We start from the raw sequence: 20,771 nt of genomic DNA, 5'->3' as shown, positions 1-20,771 counted from the left end.
GGTGTTGTCATGCGCGACGAAAGACAGCTTCAACGGCTTGAGGTCCGCCTTGCGGAAACCGAGGACGAGATTCTCGCCAGCCAGAAACTCCGCTACAAGGTATTTTACGAAGAACGTGGTGCGAAGCCGACCGCCGAAATGGCCGCGGCAAAACGCGACTTCGATCATTATGACCCGCTATGCGACCATCTTCTGGTGCTTGATCACAATCGCGGTGCCGGTGCGGATGCGGTTGTCGGGACCTATCGCCTGCTGCGCCAGTCGGTTGCCAACGAGCATGGCGGTTTTTACAGTGCCGATGAATATCATATCGAGTCCATGCTCAATGCGGTCAAGGAAACCGGCGAAATCATGGAACTTGGCCGCTCCTGTGTCGAAGCCGATTACCGCACGATGCCGACCCTTCAGCTTTTGTGGCAGGGTATTGCTGCCTATGTCTTCAAATACGACATCAAACTGATGTTTGGTTGCGCATCGTTCCATGGCACCGACCCGGATGCCTTCAAGGATGTTCTGACCTATCTGCATCACAACCACCTTGCCCCCGAAGACATGCGCCCGCGCGCGATTGAGGAACGTTACGAGCCGATGCTGCGCGCCGAGATCGACGGCATTGACCAGCGTCAGGCGCTGCGTGATCTTCCGCCACTGATCAAGGGATATCTGCGTCTTGGCGGTTTTGTCGGGGACGGGGCTGTGGTTGACCATCAGTTCAATACCACGGACATTTGCATTGTGTTACCGACGGAAAAGGTAACCGATCGCTATTACAAGCATTACGAACGGACCGCGAGGGTATCGTGAACTGCTATGTCTGCGCCGCAATCCGGCTGATTGCCTATGTGCTTCTGACTGTTGTGCTGCTGCCTGTTCAGGTGGTGGCGATTGCATGCCGGTTGCGTCTGGCAGATGAATTGCCGCGTTTCTATCACGCGCTTTGCCTGCGCATCCTTCATATCGAGGTCCGGGTATCGGGTGTTGATCTGATGGATGGGCCGGGCGTGATTGTGGCCAATCATGCGTCCTATCTTGATATCCCGGTTCTGGGTGCGCTGACCCATGGCAGTTTCATTGCCAAGACCGAAGTCGCCAGCTGGCCGGTTTTCGGCGTGCTGGCTAAGCTTTCACGCACAACATTTGTCGAACGTCGTGCGGTCCGTTCACGCGAACAGAACGAACAACTGAGCGAACGTCTGCAAAACGGTGACAAGCTGATCCTGTTCCCGGAAGGCACAAGCAATGACGGCAACCGGGTGTTGCCGTTCAAGTCGACGCTTTTTGCATCGGCTGAACGGGCGATGCCCGATGGATCGCCGGTGAAATTCCAGCCGGTTTCAATTGCCGCGACCCGTCTTGATGGTGCCCCGATTGGGCGCGATTTGCGGGCATTCTATTCCTGGTACGGGGATATGGACTTGGCCCCGCATTTGTGGCAGTTTCTCGCGCTCGGCAAGGTGACGGTCGAGATTGTTGTCCATGCGCCGGTCACGCTGGCGGATGCGGCCGGATCGCGCAAGGAACTTGCCCGGATTTGCGAAGCCCGTGTTGCCGAAGGACATCAGGCAGCGTTGCGTGGCTTGCATCAGGGGGTTCCGGTCCAGTTGATCGACAGCGGTCTGTCCGGGGAACTGATCGGGCGGTCGCCCCTGGCAATCATTTCCGAGGATTTTCGACTGTTTGGTCCCGATCGACAGTTCGGCTCCTGATCGTTTTGCCGTATAATGCACCGGTTGATGTGAAATTGGGTTTCACCTGACCGGAAATTCAGATAACGAGATGTCCGAAAGTTCCGGTCTGGCGATTATGCGGAACTCAAGCGCGGTGTGACTTATTCACACCGCTTTTCGGCGTTTTGAGAGAGCGAAACGGATCTTACGTGACTGAACCGAAGAAACTTTTTGTAAAAACCTATGGCTGTCAGATGAATGTCTATGACAGCCAGCGCATGCAGGACGTCCTGGCGCCGCTGGGGTACCAGTCGGTCGACAGCGCCGAGGGCGCGGATATGGTGATCCTCAATACCTGTCATATTCGTGAAAAAGCCGCAGAAAAGGTGTTTTCCGATCTTGGACGCGTGCGCAAGCACAAGGAAGCCAAAGAAGCCAATGGCGGTGACAAGATGATTGTTGCTGTTGCCGGTTGCGTTGCCCAGGCCGAAGGGGCCGAGCTGATGCGGCGCGAACCGATGGTCGATATGGTGTTTGGCCCGCAGACCTATCATCGCTTGCCGGAAATGGTGGCACGTGCCAACCGTGCGATTGGCCGCAACCGGATCATTGATACCGATTTCCCGGCCGAGGAAAAATTCGACCACCTGCCCGCACAGGTTTCAAGTCAGGGATATTCGGCGTTTCTGGCCATTCAGGAAGGCTGTGACAAATTCTGTACGTTTTGTGTCGTGCCCTATACCCGCGGGGCGGAATATTCGCGCCCGGCCATGGATGTGATCAACGAAGCCCGTCAGCTTGTTGCGCATGGCACGCGTGAACTGACCCTGCTTGGCCAGAATGTGAACGCCTATCACGGCGACGCGCCGAATGGCGGTGAATGGACGCTTGGACGTCTGTTGCGTGAGCTGGCCGAAATTGATGGGCTTGATCGCATTCGTTACACCACATCCCATCCGCGCGATGTGGATGATGATCTGATTTCTGCGCACCGGGACATCAAAAAGCTGATGCCATTCCTGCATTTGCCGGTTCAGGCGGGCGGAGATCGCGTTTTGCAGGCAATGAACCGCAAACATACAAACGCCGACTACCGCGAAATTGCCAAACGGCTCAAGGATGCCTGCCCGGATCTGGCATTGTCATCGGACTTCATTGTCGGTTTCCCCGGTGAATCGGACAAGGATTTCGAAGACACGATGGATATCGTGCGCGATGTCACCTTCATTCAGGCTTTCAGCTTCAAATACAGCCCGCGCCCGGGTACCCCGGCATCGGCAATGGAACTGCAGGTGCCCGAAAAAGTCAAAACCGAACGGATCATGCGCCTTCAGGCGCTATTGGCCGAGCAACAGCTTGAATTCAACCGCAATTCTGTCGGCAAGGAAATGGATGTGCTGCTTGAACGGCGTGGCAAATATGAAGGCCAGCTGGTCGGGAAAAGCCCCTATATGCAGCCGGTCCATGTTTCCGGCCTGCCGGAATCGGCACTTGGTCAGATCGTTCGGTTGAAAATCACGGAAGCGCTGCCTAATTCCCTTGGCGGCGAACTGGTCGATGCCACCACAAACGGCCAGAAATCGGAAAGGAACGTTGCGTGAGCGGCACCCCGACAAAGAACAAACCCACCACCAAAGTTAAACACGCCCCCAAGGATTCCGATAAGATCGAGTTTCAGGACAATGCGCTGGCCCAGCTTTTATACGGGCCGCAGGCAGAGAACCTGACGCGATTGTCCGAACGCACCGGCGTGCAGGTTTCAAGCCGCGGCCTTGTCGTGATGCTTAATGGTGAACCTGCCAAGGTTGCCCAGGCCAAAAAGGTGCTGTCGCAGCTTTATGCGCGTCTGCGTGACAAGGAAATCGAACATATCGATGTCGAAACAGTCGACGGTGCCATTCGTCTTTCCGAACCTGATGATGCCGATCCCTGGAATGGACAGACCAAGGATATGTTTGGCGGATCGCGCCTGACCATCCAGACCAAGAAGCGTCGTATTTCGCCGCGTTCCAAGCGTCAGAAGGATTATGTCGAGGCGATCCTTGATAACGAACTGATCTTTGGCATCGGGCCGGCCGGTACCGGCAAGACCTATTTGGCGGTGGCGATGGCGGTTCAGGCCTTCATCCTGGGTCAGGTTGATCGCATCATCCTGTCGCGTCCGGCGGTCGAGGCCGGCGAACGGCTTGGCTTCTTGCCCGGTGATCTGAAAGACAAGGTCGATCCGTATCTGCGCCCGCTTTATGACGCGCTGCATGACACGCTTCCGGGGGATGTCGTGATCAAGCGCATGGAAAGCGGCGAGATCGAAGTTGCCCCGTTGGCCTTCATGCGTGGCCGGACGCTTTCGCATGCTTTTGTTATTTTGGACGAAGCCCAGAACACCACCCCGATGCAGATGAAGATGTTCTTGACCCGTCTTGGGGAAGGATCACGCATGGTGGTGACCGGGGACATGACCCAGATCGACTTGCCCGATGGTACCAAATCGGGGTTGCGTGACGCGCTTGAGACCATTGGCGATGTCAAAGGGGTGGCGACGGTCAAATTTGATCAGCGCGATGTTGTACGCCATCATCTGGTGACCAAGATCGTTCAGGCCTATGACGCGGCCGATGCGCTGCGCGACCGGCTGAAAAAGGGCTATCGCGGCGAAAAGGATAGCGCAAACAAGGAAACCGACCATGACGGCACCGCTTGATCTTGATCTTGAGGTCGAAGCAGGCGACTGGCAGCAAGAAGAAATAGCCGCGATCGAGGCCGCGATTATTGCGGCCCTTGATGGTGCGCTTGACGATGGTGCGCTTTGGGATGATGACGCACATCCGACCGACGGAACCCCTGATGAAGGGGACGGGGCGTCGCTTTTGTCTGTGGCCCCGGTGATCGAGGTCGGGGTGCGTTTGTCTGATGATGCGTCGGTGCGCATCCTTAATCGCGACTATCGTGACAAGGACAAACCGACCAATGTTCTGTCCTTTGCCGCCCTTGAAAGTGCCGATGATGCGGATGCTTTCATGATGGCACCGGATATGCCGCTGATGCTTGGTGATATTGTGATTGCACGGGAAACCTGTGCGCGCGAAGCGGTCGAGCAGAACAAGTCGCTGAAAAATCATCTTGTTCATCTTGCCGTTCATGGCACGCTGCATCTTGTCGGTTACGATCATATGGTTGATGATGAAGCCGAAGAGATGGAAGAACTTGAACGTCAAATTCTTGCCGGACTCGGGATTGATGATCCCTATGAACCGATTGAAGACGAGCCGGTTTAGCCGTAAGGCTTTTTTTGAATCAAAGGATGTCGAAACCGACCCATGAACGACATAAGTCAACGCGACGACGACCACGACAGTACGCGCCCTCGCAGCGGCGAGGATGCAAATCAGGAGACCGAGAACGGCTCCTTATGGGATAATGTGGCCTCTGCCCTCGGGCTCCGGCGTGGCAAGCCGCGCAATGGCGAGGCCTCTCTTTCCGATACGCTTGAAGAACTGGCTGAGCGGACCGAAGAAGACGACGAACCGGTCTCGCTGCACGAACGTTCCCTGTTTGAAAATATCATTGCCCTGCGTGACATGACGGCAGAAGACGTCATGATTCCGCGTGCGGATATTGTGGCTGTTCCCAAAACCATCGAACTTGAAGCACTGGTCGAGGTGATGGTCAAAAAGGCCCATTCGCGCCTTCCGGTCTATGGGGATACGCTCGACGATATTGCCGGCATGGTTCATATCAAGGATGTTCTGGGCTGTGTTGCAGCGGGTCGTGAATTCAGCCTTCAGGCGCTTTTGCGCCGGGTTCTGTTTGTGTCGCCCGCGATCCGCGTTCTTGATCTTTTGTCGGAAATGCGTTTGTCGCGCACACATATGGCGCTGGTGGTTGATGAATTTGGCGGGATCGATGGCCTGATCACCATTGAGGATCTGGTTGAGGAAATCGTTGGCGAAATCGATGATGAACACGATATCGACCAGACGCCGAAACTGATCCGGCTCTCGGACGGCTGTTACATCGCCGATGCACGGTTTGAGGTTGAGGATCTGGAAGAAAAACTGTCTTTCAGTCTGCTGGACGAGGATGAAGACGAAGATATCGATACGCTTGGCGGGCTTGTCTTTTCGCTGGCCGGGCGGGTTCCCGCGCGTGGTGAGCTGATCGAACATCCAAGCGGCATTCAGTTCGAAGTCCTTGATGCAGACCCGCGCAGAATTCGCCGGTTGCGAATCCATATGGTGCGCCGCGAAGTTCAAGCCCCGGCCGAAGACACCAAAAATCAGGAAAAAACGGATGATTAAGACGATGGCGACGCGCCTGGCCGGACTTTCAGGCTGGCGCAGGCGTTTTGTCTGGTTGCTTTCCGGGGCGGTTGCGGTTTTGGCGCTGCCGCCCTTCTTTTTTATTCCGGTTTTGCCGATCAGTTTTGCCATTCTGCTGTGGAGCCTGGAAGGGGTCCGTTGCAACAAAGGTGCGCTTTCGGCGGGCTGGTGGTTCGGGACCGGGCATTTTGCCGCCGGGTTTTATTGGGTCAGTCACGCGTTTCTGGTGCAGCCGGAAATTTACGGCTGGATGATACCCTTTGCACTTGCGGGGCTTGGTGGCGGACTGGCGATCTTTCCGATGGTTGCGGTCTGGGCTTCGTGGCGTCTGACAGACGGGCTGGTGCGTCGTGCGGTATTGCTTGCCGTGTTCTGGGCGGTGGCGGAGTATTTGCGCGGGCATCTTTTGACCGGATTTCCCTGGAATCTTCTGGGTCACGTCTGGGCAATTGATGCTGCGCCGATGCAATTTGCATCGGTTGTCGGGGTCTATGGTCTTTCGTTTGTGACGGCGCTATTTGCGACCCTTCCTGCCGCGGTGGTTGGCGATCGCCGTGGAAAAATGGCCGCTTTGGGTGGTGTTTTGATTGCTGTTTTGCTGTGGGGCGGCGGTGCTGTGCGCCTGTCACTTGCGGGGCCGGACAGCTCGACCCTGCCATTGTCGGAATTGCCGTCAGACGTGCCGGTTGTTCAGATCGTGCAACCAAACATTCCGCAAAAAGACAAATGGCGTCCGGAATTGCAGCGTCAGCATTTCACCAAGCTGGTTGAAATGTCGCGCCGTCCCGCCGGTTTGGATCCGGCGCGCAAACGCATTGTGATCTGGCCGGAAACAGCGGCGACGTTTTTTGTCGAAACCCAGGATGTCGCGCGCATGCAGATGGCCGAGACCCTTGGCCCTGATGATATCCTGATCACCGGTGCCCCGCGCACCTATCCGCGCGATACCGATGAATACAAGGTCTGGAACTCCATTCAGGTGATTGATGCATCGGCGCGCATCGTTGCAAGTTTTGATAAATTCCATCTTGTGCCGTTTGGCGAATATGTCCCGTTCCGATCGATCCTGCCATTTCCCAAGCTGACGGCCGGACGGACGGATTTTTCAGCCGGACCCGGTCCGCAGACCTTGTCCGTGCATGGCCTGCCGGGATTTTCACCGCTGATTTGCTATGAGGTGATTTTCCCCGGTGCGGTGACCGATCCTGATAATCGTCCCGACTGGTTGTTGAATGTTACCAATGACGGTTGGTTTGGCAAAAGCGCGGGCCCATATCAGCATATGGCAGCCGCACGTTTTCGTGCGGTTGAAGAAGGGCTTCCATTGGTGCGTGCGGCCTATACCGGAGTATCGGTTTTCTTCGACTCCTACGGGCGTAAACTGGCCGACCTGCCCTTAAGTGCAAGTAATATCATGGTTCACCCACTTTTGAGTGATAAAAACCATACTACAGTATATTATTTGTGGCGTGATATTCTATTTTACGGTATTGTTACCTTCTTTGCCGTTCTCGTTATGGGATATAATCGTCGATTAAAATCCCTCTAGGCGGCTGTTAAAGGCACCGAACCGTCCACAAATTGTCCCAGTTAATAAGGACGGGTAGGTCGGAGTGAGAGAAGGAAAAAACAATGTCGCCCAAGGATGATAGCGCGATGGTGAAAAACACCCGTGGTCGCGGTCGTGGCCGGACTGCCAGTGGTAAACCGAATCCTGTTGATATTCACGTTGGCGCACGCGTCCGTCTGCGTCGTACCCTGCTTGGCATGAGCCAAGAAAAACTGGGTGAGGCAATCGGCCTTACATTCCAGCAGGTCCAGAAATATGAACGCGGTGCAAACCGTGTTGGCGCATCGCGCCTGTATGATTTGTCGCGTGTTCTTGAAGTACCGGTTTCGTTCTTCTTTGACGATATGCCTGATGAAATTTCATCGAAATCGGTCCATGAACGTCGCGAAATGTCCGAAAGCCCGGATCCGTTTGACAATGATCCGATGAACCGTCGCGAGACCCTTGAACTGGTTCGTGCCTATTACCGGATCACCGACCCCAACCAGCGCAAGAAAATCTTCGAGCTGGTCAAGTCGATGGGGGCCTTGCAGGCCGGCGATGCCGACCAGAAATAATCGCGCTTTGACAAGCCGTTAAAGAAGGCGCATTTCGTGGATGACGGGATGCGCCTTTTCTTTCTGCGCAATCGGGTGGCCGGGCTATGCAATTTTCCGGTTACCATTTTGCGTCAATGATGCTTGACCTGTAAAAACCGATCAGGCAAAAGCGTCATGCAGCCGTCATAACGGCAGAGATATGTGGACGGATTTGGACCGCTTGCCACCACACAAAAAAAGGCTAAGTGGGCGCTATCGACACCAACCCGGTGTTGAGAGCCCTCCGGTCCAGTTTTGGAAACCCATTACCGGAGAAGGTCTTAATGTCTCTTTCCGAATATCTTTTTACCAGTGAATCCGTCTCGGAAGGTCATCCGGACAAGGTTTGTGACCGCATTTCCGATTCCATCGTTGATGCGTTCCTTGCTGCTGATGAAGATTCGCGCGTTGCCGTTGAAACGCTTGCGACCACCAACCGTGTGGTTCTTGCCGGTGAGGTGCGCGGTCCTGAAAGCGTGACCAAAGACGTCATGATCGAAAAAGCGCGCGAAGCCATCCGCGCGATCGGTTATGAGCAGGACGGTTTCCATTGGGAAACTGCTGAAATCGAATGCCACGTGCATGAACAGTCTGCTGACATCGCACAGGGTGTGGATTCCGCTGGTGAGAAGGACCTTGGCGCCGGTGACCAGGGCATCATGTTCGGTTACGCATGTAACGAAACCGATGAACTGATGCCGGCACCGATCCAGTTCTCACACCGTATTCTGCGCGCAATGGCCGAAGATCGTCATTCCGGCAAAGCAGCACAGTTCGGCCCGGATGCGAAAAGCCAGGTAACCCTGCGTTACGTCGATGGCAAACCGGTTGGCGCAACGTCGGTTGTGGTTTCGACCCAGCATGCCGAAGGCCTGTCGCAGGAAGATGTCCGCGGCCTGGTACTGCCCTATATCGAAGCAGCCCTGCCGGAAGGCTGGATGCCGGCTGCTGATGAAATTTATATCAACCCGACGGGTCGTTTCGTCATTGGCGGTCCCGATGGGGATGCCGGCCTGACCGGACGTAAAATCATTGTCGACACCTATGGCGGTGCCGCACCGCATGGTGGTGGCGCGTTTTCGGGGAAAGACCCGACCAAGGTTGACCGTTCGGCAGCCTATGCTGCGCGTTACCTGGCCAAAAACGTGGTTGCTGCCGGTCTGGCAGAACGTTGCACCATTCAGCTTGCCTATGCGATTGGCGTGTCCAAGCCGCTGGCACTGTATGTCAACAACCACGATACCGGCAATGTTGACGAGCTTAAGCTTGGCGCGACCTTGCGTCAGCTGATGGATCTCAGCCCGCGCGGCATTCGTGAACATCTTTCGCTGTGCCGTCCGATTTACACCCCGTCCTCTGCTTATGGTCACTTTGGCCGTCAGCCGACCGCAGATGGTGGCTTCTCCTGGGAGCGTACCGATCTTGTGGGTGAACTGAAATCGGTATTCGGCGCCTGATCATCAGGCAGCAGCATTGCAAAAGTGCGATTTGCCAAATGCGCACGACATGATATGAGGCGGGCGACCCGGATGTTCGGGCCGCCCGTTTTGATTTACGTGACGTGTTTCGCCTTGCGGATCTGTCACTTTGACCGAGTTTGTCCCGACCCTGATCAACTGATACAACCATGCGCAACAAAGAACGCCCGATTCCGACACCCGATCGCCCGAATTTCTATGGCCGCCGCGGAAGCCGACCGCTCAAGGACTCCCGCAAGGCGCTGGTTGATACCATGCTGCCGAAAATCGGGATCAGCTATCCGGACGTCGCAGGGGTCGATCCCAAAAGCTATTTTGATGGTGATCCGGATCAGCTGTGGCTTGAAATCGGATTTGGCGGCGGGGAACATCTTGCCGGTCAGGCCGAAGCCAATCCGAATATCGGGATCATCGGGGCGGAACCCTTCATGGATGGGGTTGGCAGCCTGCTGCGCCATCTTGATGAGCGCGGCCTTGGAAATGTGCGTGTGGTGGCCGATGATTCGCGCCCGCTTCTTTATAAGCTGGTTGATGCCTGCTTTGATCGCGCGTTTCTGTTGTTCCCTGATCCCTGGCCAAAGAAACGTCACGCCGAACGTCGCTTTATCGGGCCGAAGAACCTGGCACTTTTGGCACGGTTGTTAAAAGACGGGGCGGAATTCCGGGTGGCCAGTGACGATATGCAATATATCTCCTGGACCTTGCAGCATATGCACAACCATCCCGACTTTGAATGGTTGGCCGAAGGCCCGGATGACTGGCGCAGCCCGCCCGTGGACTGGGTCAAAACCCGATACGAACAAAAAGCCCTTCGCCAGGGCAAGAAATGCAACTATCTGCGGTTCCGTCGCAAGCCGCGTCAGGTCTGACATACAGGTTTGCCTGCTGATCCGGTTCGGATTTTATCAATGCCCGGCGTTCGTAATCGATGCGTCGGGCATTTCCATATCCAAAGGCCGGACGCCGATGATGATCGGAAATGCGGCAATCTTAAATTGCAGTTTTGACTTATACTCACGTACAGAAATATAACAAAATATTGCGAATGATTGTCATGTGCGATAAAACAAGCACGTTAATGACTTGAAGTCACAACAATGCCGCGCCAAACGCCCCACTTTTCCGGCGCATATACAGGCGAAAACAGCCAGAGGTCCAAGCCGTGACACACTGGGATGTCAATACATTGTTCAGAACCTATCGGCGCCGGTTGCTTCAATTTGTCCAGCGCCGAAAATTGTCGTGGCATCTTGCCGATGACATTGTTCAGGACACCTTTTTACGCGTCGTGGCAACGCCATCTTTGCCCGAACAGCGTTTTGCGCAGTCTTACCTGTATCGGACTGCGAACAATCTGGTAATCGATCATTTCCGCCGTGAACGGATCCTGTCATTTGTGTCGGATCCGGATATGGCGTTTGAACTGATTGCAGATGACGCCCCAAATCCGGAACAAATCGCCTGGTCAAGGCAGGAGCTCCGCCGGTTGCAGACCGCTCTTGATGCTTTGCCGCGCCATTTGCGTGACGTTTTCATACTGGCGCGTGTGGGCGGGGAAACCTATGTCGATATCGGCAAAAAACTCGGCATTCCAAGCCAGACAGCGTTCAGCCGCATGGTCAAGGCGCTTACCATCGTAAAGGAAGCGATGGAGCAGGACGAAAAAAACAGATCTGCAATCAGATAAATCCAAATCCCGTTCGTCCTATGATTGAGCCCGTCTGTTTGCCCATGGATTCTGGACGGGATCATCCGCATTCATGTAATTGACAGACATGCTGATATGACCCGTTTTCCAAACCCGGACAGTGGCTTTCAGACGCCGACAGAACAGGCTGCGTACTGGTTTGCGCTGCTTCTTGATGGCAGTGAAACCGAAGAAGACCGCCGTGCATTTGCGTCCTGGATTGAAAAAGACCCACGCAACATGACGGCCTTTAACGAGGTGGAGCGGCTGTGGAGCGGCAGTTCAAGTCTGCATCTGGCGGCCAATAACAAGGTCGGACGGCGCGCCTTTTTGGGCGGCACTGTCGTGGCCGGTATTCTGGCGACCGGTTGGGGTGTGCAGCGTTATCACCCGGCAGCCGATTTCCGAACGGCAACCGGTGAACGGCGGGAACTCACTTTGCCTGGCGGTATGAGGGCACTTTTGGCAAGCGGGACGACCATGTCGCTTGTATCGGGACAGGGTCTTGCAGGTGTTGAACTGCATGAAGGCGAAGTCTGGTTTGATCACAGCAAAGGCAATCGTGATTTCTTTGTTGCTGCGTCCGGTGCAAGAAGCTGGTCGCGTGGCGGCAGTTTTGATGTGGCCCGATACGATGATCAAGCGACTGTCACGGTTGAACAAGGCAGTGTTGCGGTGAAACTCGCCGATCAGGCCCGACTGGTATCGCCGGGACAGGCGGTCACTTATCATGATGGAAAAATGGGCGCGGTTCATGATGTCAATATCGCCAATGCCCTTGCCTGGCGCGATGGCCGGCTTGTCTTTGTTGGCGACAAGCTGGGGGATGTGGCGCGCATTCTTGAACGCTGGCAATCCGGAAAGATCATTGTCATCGGCGACCATGTCGCCAGTCGCAAGGTAACCATGAGTGTTGATCTTGATCGCACCCGCGACGTGTTGCCAACCCTTGCGGGTGCCTTGTCGCTAAAGATTGACCAGTTTACCGATTATCTGACGGTTATTCGCGCCGCCTGACGTCGTGGTGTGTCTCTTTGCGTGCCTCTTGGTGCAGGCTGTTTAATGCGAATAAAAATTATTTTCATAAAAAACCATTTATTTTCAGATAAATGAATTTTCACTTCGTCTCAGAAAGTAACGAAAAACGAATGCGAGGCATTTGCATTTCGTGAAATCAGGAGAAGAATGAAATGCTGTCTAACGGGGGCGGTCGCACGATGTTCGCGGCCAACAAAAAACTGCCTGCTGCTACTTCCTTGGGGGGAGTACGTTTTGTCACTGCCACTGCAATCGGCAGTGCCATGATTGCGATGATGCCTGTCGGAGCAATGGCGCAAATGCGGGATAATGCGACAGTTGTGCAGACCGAGGAAGTCGCACAGGTCAAGCTGTCTTCCGAAATCTATGACTTCGATATTGCAGCCCAGCCGATAGGTGCGGCGCTGGTTGCCTTTTCGCGTATTTCCGGGATTGATGTTGTTGTTGATGGCGTATTGCCCGAAAGCACAATCAGCCCGGCCGTAAAAGGCGCCATGTCGCCATCTGCTGCGCTTGATATCCTGACATCGCAGACCCCGTTTCAGTGGGTCGTGCTTAACGGTACAACCATCTCGGTAATTATCCCGGCATCGGACATATCGGGGGAAAATGGCGCGCAAACCTTGCCGGTGATCGTCACTGCCACAAATCGTGCGTTGGGGCCAAACGGGGTTCCCGATGAAGTGTACTCCACCCCGGGTTCGGTATCGGTCATCACCCAGCAAAGCATGCGCAAAGCGCCGGTACGTGAAGCACGCGAGATTTTCAACAATGTTGCCGGTGTGGATGTTGCAAACGATGCGCAAGATCCTGGTCTGACGGTCAATGTGCGTGGTCAGCAGGAAATGGGCCGGGTAAACGTCAATATTGATGGTGCGCGTCAGAACTACAATCAGTTGACCCATGGCACGGCATCGCGTGTTTATGTCGATCCGGCACTTCTGGCCCAGGTTGAGGTCGAGAAGTCTGATCTGGCCAAGAATGGTGGTGCGGGTACATCTGCCGGTATCGTTACCATGCGGACGCTCAATACGCAGGATATTGTCGATCCAGACGAGGAATGGGGCGGCAAAGTCAATCTTAGCCGCGGTACAAACCAGTATGACTTTGCGGGTGATGTTGCCGTTGGTGCACGTGTTTCGCCAAAGTTTGATCTATCTGCCGCAGTGAGCCGAAAAGTCGTCGGAGACTATCGCCCGGGGACGCATAACCCGGGCCTTTATCAGGAAATCGATAGCACACCAAAGTATGTCGATGTTTACAGTTCGCGTCCGGAATACAGTTATGTCCGGCAAACATCGGGGCTGGTGAAGGCGAACCTTTTTCTGACGGAAGATCAGGAGATAAATCTTGGTTACGTCGGAAGCAGCACTTCATACACAAAGTCGAGTGATTCGACGAACAACTACCAGGATCACAATAAAACTGACGTTCATACCGTAACCGCTAAGCATGTCTGGAACCCGGAATCAGATCTGATTGCCATGAATAGCGGCGTCTACTGGACAAGGACACAGAACCACCAGTTCCGACCGGCGCGATACAATGCCGGCGGTGCCGTCACGACGGACTCCTTTGATAACCAATATACGCTCGATACGTTGGGTGGTGAGGTGTCAAACAGCAGCAGCTTTGACTTTGACCTGAGCAGCGATGTCTCCAGTCATCTCGGTCTTGATTACGGTGTCGAGTATTTTCAGGACAAGGCCAAAACAAGTGCCGAGCTTGGCGGTCTTGGCGGCGCGGGTGCAGCATATGAAATTGAAGGTGGCACGCCAGCTGGCGAACGCGACGTTTCCGGGGGCTTTGTCGCCGCCACTTATGACTTTGACAACATGTTCGAGCTCCGGGGCGGCCTTCGCTATGACCGGTACTCACTGACCGGCGATTCCTATTGGTGCGAGGAACAGAACTCCGCCAACCTCTGTGAGGATGGTGGCACACCACTGAACATTGATCTCAGCGAAGATGCGTTTTCGCCATCGGTTGGTGCCAGTTTCAATGTGACTTCGGGAATTCAGCTATTTGCAAATTATCGCCGGAACATGCGTGCCCCAACCATCATGGAATCAATGATCAAGGGCGATCATATCGGTGACAATGCCGGGTTGCCGTTTTACTCCAACGCAAACCTGAAGCCCGAAGAAAGCGAGACGAAAGAAGTTGGTGTCAACTTCAGCTTTGACAATGTGCTTCGCCAAGGAGACGGGTTCAGGGCAAAGGTTGCTTACTATCGGACCGCAATTGATAACTACATCACCTTGGCCAATGTCCCGCAGCCAACTCCGAAAAGGACGAACCTTGGGGTTATTACGAATACTTCTGTCGAGGCCGAGGCAATCGTCAATTTGACTGACCCGGTATATATCAATGGTACCGAAGCCGAGCTGTCTTACGATGCTGGAGAATTCTATCTCGGTGGTACGATTTCGATCTCCGATACCGATCTGTCAGGCAACCACAACCCATATGTTCTCGACACAGCATATGATCCCTTTGCTGCGGTAAACTATACGCAATTGGGTGCAACCTATCTTTCCTACAGCGATGTAAATTATGGGACCGCTGATCGGCTTTTCGGGATTTATGCAATTCCAAAGCGAAAATACACGGTTGATGGCGGGTTCAGACTGTTTGATCAGGACCTGGTTCTTGGAATGCGAGCTTCATTTGTTTATCCGCAGGATAACTTTGGCAGCAGCAACTCGTCCTCGATCGTCTCGAAGTATTTCAAGTACCGGGTGTTTGATTTCTACAGCTCATATGAAATCAACGAAAATCTCACACTGAGATTTGCGGTGAACAACATGCTTGATGAAGCTTATGTGCAGGGGACAGGCGGAACATTCGCTCCGGCACCAGGACGAACCGCCATACTGACTTTTAGCGGCAATTTCTAACGTAACGCCGCATCGGCTAGATGTTGAACCCAACCAGGCATACGCCTGGTTGGGCTTTCGCGCTGTTCAGATTAACGTATTGATAATAAACAATTTTTCCATTGACTCGTAAAGATAATAAGAGTCATTCTCATGATGCTACTCGCTAAATGGGTAGCTTAATGACAGGAGAAACTGACATGACTATTACGATTGATCTCAACGCGGCGTCTTCGGGTGCTGGTGTGGACCTGCATGGTGTTCTTGAAGACTTCAACAACAACTTTTCGCTTGGTTCGGGCAACCACGGTACTTTCTATGATGGCTTTGCACCGTCGAGCTATTACGGTGGTTCGCAGTTCCTGGCGACCGACCAGGATAGCAGCAGCAGCTACACCGGTTCTGTGCTTGCGACTGCGGGAAGCTCTGACTTTGCCTACGACATCAACACGCACACGATCACGGGCAATCTCGACAAACTGTCCTTTGGCACCACCCTTGGTGTTGCGGACAACGGAACCGAATTTGATTTCACCGATTCGCCTGTTGATATCTCGGGACTGAACCTGTCGAACAGTGACACCAATGGCGTCCTTGTTGACATCTATTCGGGCAGCACCGACACGCTGGAATCTGTCCTTGATTCCGGTGTCGAAATCAACGGCAGCACCGGTGACGACGTCATTGGCGGCTGGGCTGGTGATGATGTTCTTACCGGCAATGGCGGTGCGGATATCTTTGAATTCGACAGCGCGTCGGACTTTGGCGATGACACTGTTATCGATTTCACCGATGGCACGGATCTGATTGATCTTGATTACAGCGAAGTGACCGTCTCTGACGACGGTGCAGGCAATGCTCTGATCACCCATGCCAATGGTACCGTGACGCTGACCGGTGTCGATTACGCCGACATTGACCAGAACGACTTCGTTTAACGAAGACGGCCCATCCCGCAAGGTGCGGAACGGGCCCAAGGTCTTTGATCCAGGGTGCTGCGCAACAGCAGCACCCACCTCACCCTACCCGATTTTTCTGGAATATAAAAAGCGTGTTTGGACAGGCATCTTCGAAATCAGATATGCGAACCGGTAAATCCCGGCCGCTCTCTGAAGCAATTTCATCCTTGCGCCGTGCGTTTGTTGCAGTCGCAGCGCTTAGTGGTGTGTCCAATATCCTGATGCTCACAGGCCCGCTTTTCATGCTTCAGGTTTATGACCGGGTCCTGGCCAGCCAGAATGTTCCCACACTGGTCGCATTGAGCGGGCTTGTGGGTTTTCTGTATCTGTTTCTGGGCAGTGTCGACGCCCTTCGCGCCCGCATGCTGATCCGGATTGGCTGGCGGGTTGATGAAAAAATAGGTCCGGACGCATTGATGCAGACCTTTGACCTTGGACTGCGCAATGCCCGCGCCAATAATCAGCCTTTGCATGATCTTGATCAGATCCGGCAATTTCTGGGGGGTGCGGGCCCGGTGGCAATCTGCGATTTGCCGTGGATGCCGGTATTTCTGGCCATTGTTTTTGTTTTCCATCCCTGGCTTGGTGTTCTGGCACTTGTCGGCGGGGCGTTGCTGGTTGTCCTGACTTTGATCAGCGAAGTCGTAACCCGCAAAAAGGTCGCCACCATGAACAGCCAGACCGTCCAGCGCGATCGTCTGGTCGAAGCCGGTCGGCGCAACGCCGAAGCCTTGCGGGCCATGGGCATGGAAAAGGCCTTTTCCCAAAGCTGGGCAAAACTCAATAATCGCTATTTGCGCGACAACACTGCGGTTGGCGACGTCAATTCTACCTTTTCGGCCTATATCAAGGTCATTCGTCTGGCCTTGCAGTCCGGGGTGCTGGCGCTGGGGGCGTATCTGGCAATCCATCAGGAAGTCACGCCGGGCACAATGATTGCGGCTTCGATCCTGACTGCACGTGCCTTGTCGCCGGTAGAACAGGCGATTGGCAACTGGCGCGGTTTTGTTGCCGCCCGACAGGCCCGGCGGCGTCTTGATGAAATGCTGGTCACACAAGGACAAAGCGAAGATACGCGTACCCGTCTTCCTGCGCCGTCACGAAATCTGACGGTATCCAATCTTGTGGTCGGAACGCAGGACGGAAATGCACCGGGCCAAAGCAAGGTGTTGTTGCGGATCAATGCCCTGACGCTCAGTGCCGGGGACGGATTGGGTGTTATCGGGCCGAGCGGATCGGGGAAATCGACCCTGGGTCGTGCATTGGTCGGGATTGGCAAGATGCGTGGCGGCAAGATCCGTCTCGACGGGGCGGAATTGTCCCACTGGGATCGCGACGAACTGGGCAAGCATATCGGTTATCTGCCACAGGATGTGGAACTGTTTGACGATACGGTTGCACGCAACATTGCGCGATTGCAGAACGGTGCATCGTCGAGTGACATCGTTCAGGCCGCAAAGTCGGCCGGTGTTCACGATATGATTCTGTCGCTGCCCAACGGGTATGACACGCGTATCGGGGTGGGTGGTGTTGTTTTGTCGGGCGGCCAACGCCAGCGGATCGGCCTGGCGCGGGCGTTGTTCGGGAATCCCTTCCTGATCGTGCTTGATGAACCGAATGCCAGCCTTGACAGCGATGGCGAACAGGCATTGTTGCAGTCAGTGCAATCCGCACGTGCCCGCGGGGCGATTGTTGTGCTGATCGCCCACCGTCCCAGCGCCCTTGCCACGGTCAATCTGGCCACCGTGATTCAGGATGGCCATCAGATTGCCTTTGGCAAACGTGACGATATTTTGCGCCGAACCGTTCGCCAGGTAGGAGAATCCGCATGACCAGCTTGCAACTCCTGTCACGCGGGCGCATGGCACCATCCATCAGACCCGGTCGCGGTGCGCGTTTATCCGCCGCACAGGCAACCTTGCGCCGCCATATCATCATTGGTTGCGGTGTGGTGGTGGCCCTGTTTGCCGGATTGATGCTTTGGCTGACATTTGCCGAGCTGTCCGGTGCGGTGGTCGCATCGGGCAAGCTGGTTGTCGAAAGCAACGTCAAGGATGTCCAGCATTCGGACGGCGGTATCGTTGGTGAAATCCATGTCCGTGACGGTGATCGGGTGTCGGCCGGTGATCTTTTGATCAGGCTTGATGACACCATGGCACGGGCCAGTCTTGGCATTGTCGAGACGCAATTGTCGTCTTTGACAGCACGGCGCATGCGCCTGACCGGGGAAAGGGACAATCTGACGGAGCTTCGCATTCCGGATGCCTTTGCGGATCGTCTTGATGATCCGGCGATTGCCGAACTGATTGCCGCGGAACGCAATTTGTTCAATGCGCGCCGCGAAAGTCTTGAAGGTGAAAAGCAGCAGCTTGTTCAGAAGCGCGCCCAGCTTTCAGAAACCATTACCGGCCTGACCGCCCAGAAAACAGCCAACGAAGAAGAACGCCGCCACATCGTAGATGAATTGACCGGGCTGGAAGGTCTGTTTGCCAAGCAACTGGTTCCGATTACCCGTGTGGCGGCCCTGCGCCGTGAACGGGCAAGCCTTGACGGGACGCATGGGGAACTGACGGCCGAGATTGCCGCGACCCGGATGCAAATATCGGAAACGGAAATGCAGATATTGCAGCTTGATCGTGTGCGCCAAACCGAAGTTCTTGGTGAACTGACCGATATTGACCAGCAGATCGCCCAGTTGATGCAGCAACAGATTGCCCTGCGCGACCAGCTGCGCCGCATTGACATTCGCGCACCCTATGACGGAACGGTTTATCAGCTTGCCGTGCATACAGTCGGGGGTGTGATTGGTGCGGGTGATCGCATTATGGGTATTGTGCCTGATCAGGATGAGCTGGTGATCGAAGCCCATATCAATCCGCGCGATATCGAACAGGTCGTTCCCGGTCAGGAAGCGGTATTGCGATTCACCGCCTTCAATCAGCGAACCACCCCTGAGCTGTTCGGGCGGGTTTCTTTCGTGGCGGCCGATCTTGAACGCGACGAATTGACTGGTGATACATATTATATCGTGCGCATCAGAATCGGGGCAGGCGAAGTTGCCAAGCTTGATGGTCGCGATCTGGTGCCGGGAATGCCGGTGGAAACCTTCCTTGCGACCGGCGAGCGCACGGCGCTCAGCTACCTTCTTAAGCCGCTTTCCGATCAGTTTGCCCGCGCGTTTCGCGAAGATTGATCAAATTGAAATCCGGACATTTTCGGATATCGGGCGGTGTTGATCGTTTCAGACTTAATGAGTCGTGTCCGATATCGGCACGAACTGACCAGGAACGAGGTAGCAATGAACGCAATTTACGGGGCAGACACCGCCACTGTGACCCGGATGGAAGACCTCCGGCAATCTACACGCAGTGCGCATCAGTCGGTTGATGATATGGTCATGGAAATGGCGCCGTTCGATAACCGCGACAACTATATGCGCTTTTTGACCCTGCAATATGTCTTTCACGCCCGGATGAAACCGCTATATGACGCCGAGGACCTTAACCGTGTCATTCCGGGTCTGGCCGCGCGCAGCCGGTACAAGGCCGTTTGTGACGATCTTGCAGATCTGGAATGCGCACGCCCCGAAATCGGGAGTCGCTTCGAGATTTCCGCACAGGATGCCGAACGGATCGGCTGGCTTTATGTCTGCGAGGGGTCGTCGCTTGGCGCGGCATTCCTGTTGAAGGCTGCTGCCAATATCGGACTTGGGGATGCATTCGGGGCCCGTCATCTGGCCGGTCATCCGGATGGCCGGGGCAAGCATTGGCGCGAATTTGTCGAACAGGTCAATGACTTGGAGCTGAGCGACGACAAAGAGATCGCTGTGCGCAATGGTGCGGTGGCGGCCTTTGCCTATTTCCGGAATCTGATGGGCAATCTGCCATTGCAGTAAGGTCTTTGTGAATCCTTGGGTTGAATGGCGCGGGAGCCCTGTATCCTCACTTGATTTCTGCGCAAACCGGCTGTATAAAGCCGCCAAGCTTTTTGTAAATTCTGACAAAGAGTGGGCCTCGCGCCCGCTCTTTTGTGCTTTTTGGGGTATGGCATCGCTTTATGGCTGAGCTGATTGGACAACAGTTGAAAGACCCGTTGATGGCGAAAATCACGGCAATTATCGAGCCGTCGATCAATGCGCTGGGGTTCGAGCTGGTCCGTGTTTCCATGACGGGACAGGACCACAATATCCTGCAGATCATGGCAGATCGCCCGGACGCGAAAGGCAGCATCAATGTTGAAGATTGCGCCGAAATCAGCCGTACGGTTTCTGCCCTTCTGGATGTCGAAGATCCGATTTCGGGTGCCTATCACCTTGAAGTCAGTTCTCCGGGGATCGACCGCCCGCTGACCCGTGCCACGCATTTTGAAGTGTGGAAAGGTTTCGAGGCAAAGGTCGAACTGGTGATGGCCATCAATGGTCGTCGCCGTTTCAGCGGTTTGCTGGATGGGATTGAAGATAATGCGGTCGCCCTGATTGTCGATGGCGAACGTGTCTTGTTGCCGTTGGCCGATATCGCAAAGTCGAAATTGGTTCTGACGGATGAATTGATCGCGCATGTCACCGGCAATCGCCGCTCTGACGATAACGCAGAATAG

The 20,771-nt window shown here is 54.7% G+C and carries 18 protein-coding genes; all 18 read left to right on the top strand.

Annotated features, from left to right (window positions below):
* Positions 1 to 9: 9 nt before the first annotated feature.
* The 18 genes from SIB88_RS01460 to rimP all read left to right on the top strand — a co-directional run bounded on the left by SIB88_RS01460 (position 10) and on the right by rimP (position 20,771).
* Positions 10 to 804, top strand: coding sequence for a GNAT family N-acetyltransferase (locus SIB88_RS01460; protein ID WP_101247028.1), 795 nt, complete (start codon positions 10 to 12; stop codon positions 802 to 804).
* Positions 801 to 1,706, top strand: a complete 906-nt coding sequence (locus tag SIB88_RS01455) for a lysophospholipid acyltransferase family protein (RefSeq protein ID WP_101246753.1) — start codon at positions 801 to 803, stop codon at positions 1,704 to 1,706. The genes SIB88_RS01460 and SIB88_RS01455 overlap by 4 nt, the downstream gene beginning before the upstream one ends.
* A 170-nt stretch (positions 1,707 to 1,876) precedes the next feature.
* Complete coding sequence (gene miaB / locus SIB88_RS01450; RefSeq protein ID WP_114112160.1) at positions 1,877 to 3,268, top strand: tRNA (N6-isopentenyl adenosine(37)-C2)-methylthiotransferase MiaB; 1,392 nt, start codon at positions 1,877 to 1,879, stop codon at positions 3,266 to 3,268.
* Complete coding sequence (locus SIB88_RS01445) at positions 3,265 to 4,368, top strand: PhoH family protein (protein WP_101246755.1); 1,104 nt, start codon at positions 3,265 to 3,267, stop codon at positions 4,366 to 4,368. Before miaB ends, SIB88_RS01445 begins: the two co-directional genes overlap by 4 nt.
* Positions 4,352 to 4,942 (top strand): rRNA maturation RNase YbeY, encoded by a 591-nt coding sequence (gene ybeY, locus SIB88_RS01440; RefSeq protein WP_101246756.1) that lies wholly within the window; start codon positions 4,352 to 4,354, stop codon positions 4,940 to 4,942. The genes SIB88_RS01445 and ybeY overlap by 17 nt, the downstream gene beginning before the upstream one ends.
* Before the next feature lie 42 nt (positions 4,943 to 4,984).
* Positions 4,985 to 5,965, top strand: coding sequence for a hemolysin family protein (locus SIB88_RS01435; protein ID WP_289078585.1), 981 nt, complete (start codon positions 4,985 to 4,987; stop codon positions 5,963 to 5,965).
* Complete coding sequence (gene lnt, locus SIB88_RS01430) at positions 5,958 to 7,535, top strand: apolipoprotein N-acyltransferase (protein ID WP_412559144.1); 1,578 nt, start codon at positions 5,958 to 5,960, stop codon at positions 7,533 to 7,535. The genes SIB88_RS01435 and lnt overlap by 8 nt, the downstream gene beginning before the upstream one ends.
* Positions 7,536 to 7,618: 83 nt before the next feature.
* Positions 7,619 to 8,113, top strand: a complete 495-nt coding sequence (locus SIB88_RS01425) for a helix-turn-helix domain-containing protein (protein WP_371833735.1) — start codon at positions 7,619 to 7,621, stop codon at positions 8,111 to 8,113.
* Positions 8,114 to 8,418: 305 nt separating this feature from the next.
* Positions 8,419 to 9,591: a methionine adenosyltransferase gene (metK, locus tag SIB88_RS01420; RefSeq protein WP_412559143.1), complete on the top strand. Its 1,173-nt coding sequence runs from the start codon at positions 8,419 to 8,421 to the stop codon at positions 9,589 to 9,591.
* A 170-nt stretch (positions 9,592 to 9,761) separates the two neighbouring features.
* Positions 9,762 to 10,481: a tRNA (guanine(46)-N(7))-methyltransferase TrmB gene (gene trmB / locus SIB88_RS01415; RefSeq protein ID WP_412559142.1), complete on the top strand. Its 720-nt coding sequence runs from the start codon at positions 9,762 to 9,764 to the stop codon at positions 10,479 to 10,481.
* Positions 10,482 to 10,774: 293 nt separating this feature from the next.
* The gene (locus SIB88_RS01410; RefSeq protein ID WP_233433069.1) at positions 10,775 to 11,299 is read left to right on the top strand and encodes an RNA polymerase sigma factor; all 525 of its coding nucleotides are present in this window, start codon (positions 10,775 to 10,777) and stop codon (positions 11,297 to 11,299) included.
* Positions 11,300 to 11,395: 96 nt separating this feature from the next.
* Positions 11,396 to 12,316, top strand: a complete 921-nt coding sequence (locus SIB88_RS01405; RefSeq protein WP_412559141.1) for a FecR family protein — start codon at positions 11,396 to 11,398, stop codon at positions 12,314 to 12,316.
* A gap of 173 nt (positions 12,317 to 12,489) precedes the next feature.
* Positions 12,490 to 15,237: a TonB-dependent receptor domain-containing protein gene (locus SIB88_RS01400; RefSeq protein ID WP_412559140.1), complete on the top strand. Its 2,748-nt coding sequence runs from the start codon at positions 12,490 to 12,492 to the stop codon at positions 15,235 to 15,237.
* A 179-nt stretch (positions 15,238 to 15,416) separates the two neighbouring features.
* Positions 15,417 to 16,154 carry a calcium-binding protein gene (locus SIB88_RS01395; protein ID WP_412559139.1) on the top strand — a complete coding sequence of 246 codons (738 nt, stop codon included), beginning with the start codon at positions 15,417 to 15,419 and terminating at the stop codon, positions 16,152 to 16,154.
* A gap of 188 nt (positions 16,155 to 16,342) precedes the next feature.
* Positions 16,343 to 18,007 carry a type I secretion system permease/ATPase gene (locus SIB88_RS01390; RefSeq protein WP_412559138.1) on the top strand — a complete coding sequence of 555 codons (1,665 nt, stop codon included), beginning with the start codon at positions 16,343 to 16,345 and terminating at the stop codon, positions 18,005 to 18,007.
* The gene (locus SIB88_RS01385) at positions 18,004 to 19,368 is read left to right on the top strand and encodes an HlyD family type I secretion periplasmic adaptor subunit (RefSeq protein WP_412559137.1); all 1,365 of its coding nucleotides are present in this window, start codon (positions 18,004 to 18,006) and stop codon (positions 19,366 to 19,368) included. Before SIB88_RS01390 ends, SIB88_RS01385 begins: the two co-directional genes overlap by 4 nt.
* Positions 19,369 to 19,473: 105 nt before the next feature.
* Positions 19,474 to 20,070, top strand: coding sequence for a biliverdin-producing heme oxygenase (locus tag SIB88_RS01380; protein WP_412559136.1), 597 nt, complete (start codon positions 19,474 to 19,476; stop codon positions 20,068 to 20,070).
* Positions 20,071 to 20,231: 161 nt separating this feature from the next.
* A complete protein-coding gene (gene rimP / locus SIB88_RS01375) occupies positions 20,232 to 20,771 on the top strand; it encodes a ribosome maturation factor RimP (protein WP_228194935.1) in 540 nt (179 codons plus the stop codon).

The sequence above is a fragment of the Thalassospira sp. MIT121401 genome, assembly GCF_047125595.1.
Classification (GTDB): domain Bacteria; phylum Pseudomonadota; class Alphaproteobacteria; order Rhodospirillales; family Thalassospiraceae; genus Thalassospira; species Thalassospira povalilytica.
Note: the sequence above shows the minus strand (reverse complement) of the source record. Positions and strands in the feature narration are given on the sequence as shown.

Excerpts from the sequence above, each read along its gene's own strand:
- SIB88_RS01460 (WP_101247028.1), top strand. The coding sequence starts at position 10 with ATGCGCGACGAAAGACAGCTTCAACGGCTTGAGGTCCGCCTTGCGGAA.
- ybeY (WP_101246756.1), top strand. The coding sequence starts at position 4,352 with ATGACGGCACCGCTTGATCTTGATCTTGAGGTCGAAGCAGGCGACTGG.
- SIB88_RS01435 (WP_289078585.1), top strand. The coding sequence starts at position 4,985 with ATGAACGACATAAGTCAACGCGACGACGACCACGACAGTACGCGCCCT.
- lnt (WP_412559144.1), top strand. The coding sequence starts at position 5,958 with ATGATTAAGACGATGGCGACGCGCCTGGCCGGACTTTCAGGCTGGCGC.
- SIB88_RS01425 (WP_371833735.1), top strand. The coding sequence starts at position 7,619 with ATGTCGCCCAAGGATGATAGCGCGATGGTGAAAAACACCCGTGGTCGC.
- metK (WP_412559143.1), top strand. The coding sequence starts at position 8,419 with ATGTCTCTTTCCGAATATCTTTTTACCAGTGAATCCGTCTCGGAAGGT.
- trmB (WP_412559142.1), top strand. The coding sequence starts at position 9,762 with ATGCGCAACAAAGAACGCCCGATTCCGACACCCGATCGCCCGAATTTC.
- SIB88_RS01405 (WP_412559141.1), top strand. The coding sequence starts at position 11,396 with ATGACCCGTTTTCCAAACCCGGACAGTGGCTTTCAGACGCCGACAGAA.
- SIB88_RS01400 (WP_412559140.1), top strand. The coding sequence starts at position 12,490 with ATGCTGTCTAACGGGGGCGGTCGCACGATGTTCGCGGCCAACAAAAAA.
- SIB88_RS01395 (WP_412559139.1), top strand. The coding sequence starts at position 15,417 with ATGACTATTACGATTGATCTCAACGCGGCGTCTTCGGGTGCTGGTGTG.
- SIB88_RS01385 (WP_412559137.1), top strand. The coding sequence starts at position 18,004 with ATGACCAGCTTGCAACTCCTGTCACGCGGGCGCATGGCACCATCCATC.
- SIB88_RS01380 (WP_412559136.1), top strand. The coding sequence starts at position 19,474 with ATGAACGCAATTTACGGGGCAGACACCGCCACTGTGACCCGGATGGAA.
- rimP (WP_228194935.1), top strand. The coding sequence starts at position 20,232 with ATGGCTGAGCTGATTGGACAACAGTTGAAAGACCCGTTGATGGCGAAA.